Origin of the sequence: Hydrogenophaga sp. (assembly GCF_041633695.1) — a bacterium.
In the GTDB taxonomy this organism is placed as follows: Bacteria; Pseudomonadota; Gammaproteobacteria; order Burkholderiales; family Burkholderiaceae_C; genus Hydrogenophaga.
In genome coordinates this window covers 1-3,455 of the sequence record NZ_JBFJMY010000438.1, presented here as the reverse complement: position 1 = coordinate 3,455, position 3,455 = coordinate 1, and the positions used below count along the sequence as shown (strand labels likewise).

The following is a 3,455-nucleotide window of genomic DNA, read 5'->3' as shown; positions in this document are numbered from 1 at the left end:
CTGGTTGCTCAGGCCGTAGCGCTCGCCGTGGCGCATCTGCTCGGCCAGCTTGGCGCTTTTGATCAAGGCCTTGCTGGGCACGCAACCGTAGTTCAGGCAGTCGCCGCCCATCTTGTGCGCCTCCACCAGCGTGACCTTGGCTTTGACCACGGCGGCGATGTAGGCCGACACCAACCCGCCCGCACCGGCACCGATCACGATGAGGTTGCGGTCGAAGCTTTTGGGTTTGACTGCTTGCCAACGCGCATACACCTGCCGCTTTTTCACCACCTCGACGATGCGGCGCGCGATCAGCGGAAACAGGCCCAGCAGCACAAACGAGCCGATCAAGCCCGGGCTCAGAATGCCTTTGAGTGAATCGATGCCCGCCAGCTGGGTGCCCGCGTTCACATACACCAGGGTGCCCGCCAGCATGCCGAGCTGGCTCACCCAGTAAAAGGTGCGGGCCTTCATTTGCGTCAAACCCATTACCAGGTTGATGACGAAAAAGGGCACGACCGGAATCAGCCTGAGGGTGAACAGGTAGAAGGCGCCGTCTTTTTGAATGCCCCGGTTGACTTCGGCCAGGCGCTGGCCAAAGCGCGCTTCGATGCTGGTGCGCAGCACGAAGCGCGACACCAGAAACGCCAGCGTGGCACCCAGGCTGGACGCGAACGACACCAGCAAGGTGCCCCACCACAGGCCAAAGATGGCGCCACCCGCCAGGGTGATGATGGCCGCTCCCGGCAGCGACAGGGCCGTGCTCGCCACGTAGATGCCGAAATAGGCCAACGCCACCAGCACAGGCTGGCGGTTGTACAGCTCGGCAAACGCGGCCTGGCTTTGCTTCAGATAGTCCAGGCTGAGAAAGTGGCCCAGATCGAAATAGAAAAAGGCGCCGATGCCGAACAACACGGCCAGCAGCAAAACGATCTTGCGGATATTCACGGGGACTCCATTGGGCACATGAGGATGGGTCGCTGCGGGCCGAGCATTCTTACACCAGCCGCTTGTTTGCGCCCACGGGCCATCATGCGCCAGACCGCTTGCCGTGCCAACGGATGTGGCGCGTTCAGGGCTCACCGAAACCGCTGCCAGCCCCAGCCAATGCGCATCACCACCGTGATGCCGCACAGCACCGCGAAGCCGTAGGCGATGTGGGCGAACCAGGCGGGCCACAGGCACATGAGCACGAAGGCGGTGATGGTCTCTGTCGCTTCGGTCAGGCCGCCGAGGAAATAAAAACTCTTGTCGGGAAAGTCCAGCGAGCCCATGCGGTGTTTCGCGGCCACGATGGCAAAGGCCAGAAAACTGCTGGCTGTGCCCATGAAGGCGGCGAGCAGCACGGCAGCGGGCAATGCGTTGCCGGCGGGGTCGGCCACGGCAAAGGCCAGTGGAATCGCGGCGTAGAACAGAAAGTCCAGCGTGATGTCGAGAAAGCCGCCGCGGTCGGTGGGGGTGGTGGCGCGGGCTACCGCGCCGTCCAGGCCGTCCATCAGGCGCGAGAGCAGCAGCAGCACAAGGCCGGGCAGGAAATGGCCAAAGGCGATCGCCAGCGCCGCCGCCATGCCGAGCGCAAAACCCGCAAAGGTGATGGTGTCGGCCCCCACGCCGGCTTGCACCAGGTGGCGCGCGGCGCGGTTCAGCAGCGGCTTGATGCGGGTTTGAATGGCGTGGTCGAGCATGTTCAGTCGGGCGTGTGGAGTTCGACCACGAGTGCCGGGTCGGCCACGTCGGCGGCGTCGTGGCTGACCAGGATGGCCGGGATGTTGCGCGCGCGTATGTGTTCGAACACAAAGCTGCGGAACTGGTCGCGCAGCGTGGCGTCGAGTTTGGAAAAGGGTTCGTCCAGCAGCAAGGCTTTGGGCCGGGCCAGCAGCGCGCGCATGAGCGCCACGCGCGCGCGCTGCCCGCCCGACAGCGTGCCGGGGTCGCGCGCGCCGTAGTCTTGCAGACCGGCTTCGTTCAGCGCTTGCGCCACATCGGCCAGGCGTTGCGCTCTGGGTCCGGGGGGCACGGCGAACAAGAGGTTTTCGGTCACCGTCATGTGGGCGAACAGCAGGTCGTCCTGGAACAGCAGGCCGATGCCGCGCAACGATGTGGGCAGGCCGACCAGCTCCTGGCCGTGCAGCCGCACCGAACCCTCAAAAGGCAGGGCTTGCGCGCCATCGGCCACGGCGTGCAAGGTACCGGCGATGGCGGCCAGCACCGAGCTCTTGCCGCTGCCACTGGGGCCCATGAGCGTGAGGATCTGGCCCGGTGCCACGGCCAGGTGCAGATCGCGCACCAGCGCTTGCGTGGCCAGACCCAGGCAGCCGATGTGTACTTGAAGACTCATGCGCGCACCTGTGCAAAGCGGCGCGCACGCCCGAGCCAGGCGGCCAGCGCAAAGGCCAGCACTGGCAAGGCGAATTGCAATGCGGCGTAGGCGCTGGTGAGCGAACGCTGCGCCCCAGCGGCCAGCGTGACGGCTTCGGTGGTGACGGTGGCGTAGCGCCCCGCGCCCACGTAGAGCGTGGGCAGGTACTGCGCCACACTCACGGCAAAACCCACCGCCGCGCTGGAGGCGATGGCGCGGCGCAGCAGCGGCCATTTGACGCGCCACAGAAACGCGGCGCGCCCGTGGCCCAGGCTGGCGCAGAGAGCGGCGTAGCGCGCATCAAAACCCAGGTAGGCGGGCGAGAGCGTGAGCAGCACATAGGGCAAGACCATAAGGGTGTGCGCCAGCAGCAGACCGGCCCATTGACCCTCCAGCCGCAGTTGCAAAGCCATGGCGTACAGGCCCACCACCCAGAGCACGGCGGGCAGCACCAGTGGCAGGTAGAGCAGGGGGCGCAAGGCCTGGTCCCAGCGGCGGGGTGCCAGCTCCAGCCAGGCCACGCTCCAGGCCTGGGCGAGCGCGCTCGACGCTACCGCCAGGTTGAGCGTGGTCCAGGCACTGCCGCTGCTGGCGGCCACGCTGGCCCAGGCGCGGGTGCTGAGCTGTTCGGGCCAGAACGCCGGAAAAGGCCAGATGCCGGCCACGCTGCCCACGGCCAGCGCCAGCAGCACGGCGGCATAGAGCCCGGCGAGTGGCCACAGGCCGCCGGGCATGCCTTGGGCGGGTGCGGCGTGCTGGCGGCCACGCCGTCCGTTCAGCAAGCGCAGCGAACGCCGGGCCCGGTTTTGCAGCGCCATCCACAGCAGCGCGCAGGCCAGCACCAGCAGCGTGAGCACGCCGCCCGCAGCCGCCCCTTGTGCCGCCACGGCGGGGTCGGCGTCTTGCAGCCACTGCCAGGCCAGCATGGCCAGCGTGGGCGGCGAGGCCGGGCCGATGACCAAGGCCATCTCCACCACCGTGAGCCCATTGTCGGGATCGAGCTCCCGACCCCAGGCTTTCTCGAACTTGGCGCGGATGGCCGGATCCTCGACGGACTGGTAGTCGGGGTAGACCATGGGGATGAGCCCCGAGTCGCTGGCCCCCTGGACGTTGTTCT

The 3,455-nt window shown here is 67.1% G+C and carries 4 protein-coding genes; all 4 read right to left on the bottom strand.

Annotated features, from left to right (window positions below):
• The coding region (locus tag ABYB95_RS19680) for a VTT domain-containing protein (RefSeq protein WP_372660788.1) at nucleotides 1-927 on the bottom strand (927 nt) is incomplete at its 3' end.
• Nucleotides 928-1,058: 131 nt separating this feature from the next.
• Nucleotides 1,059-1,664 (bottom strand): CDP-alcohol phosphatidyltransferase family protein, encoded by a 606-nt coding sequence (locus tag ABYB95_RS19675; protein WP_372660785.1) that lies wholly within the window; start codon nucleotides 1,662-1,664, stop codon nucleotides 1,059-1,061.
• Between the two features lie 2 nt (nucleotides 1,665-1,666).
• Complete coding sequence (locus ABYB95_RS19670; RefSeq protein WP_372660782.1) at nucleotides 1,667-2,317, bottom strand: ATP-binding cassette domain-containing protein; 651 nt, start codon at nucleotides 2,315-2,317, stop codon at nucleotides 1,667-1,669.
• The coding region (locus ABYB95_RS19665) for an ABC transporter permease subunit (protein ID WP_372660779.1) at nucleotides 2,314-3,455 on the bottom strand (1,142 nt) is incomplete at its 5' end. The genes ABYB95_RS19665 and ABYB95_RS19670, both read right to left, overlap by 4 nt.

What these genes read in the sequence shown, in the direction of transcription:
- ABYB95_RS19670 (WP_372660782.1), bottom strand. Translation starts at nt 2,317, where the DNA reads ATGAGTCTTCAAGTACACATCGGCTGCCTGGGTCTGGCCACGCAAGCG.
- ABYB95_RS19675 (WP_372660785.1), bottom strand. Translation starts at nt 1,664, where the DNA reads ATGCTCGACCACGCCATTCAAACCCGCATCAAGCCGCTGCTGAACCGC.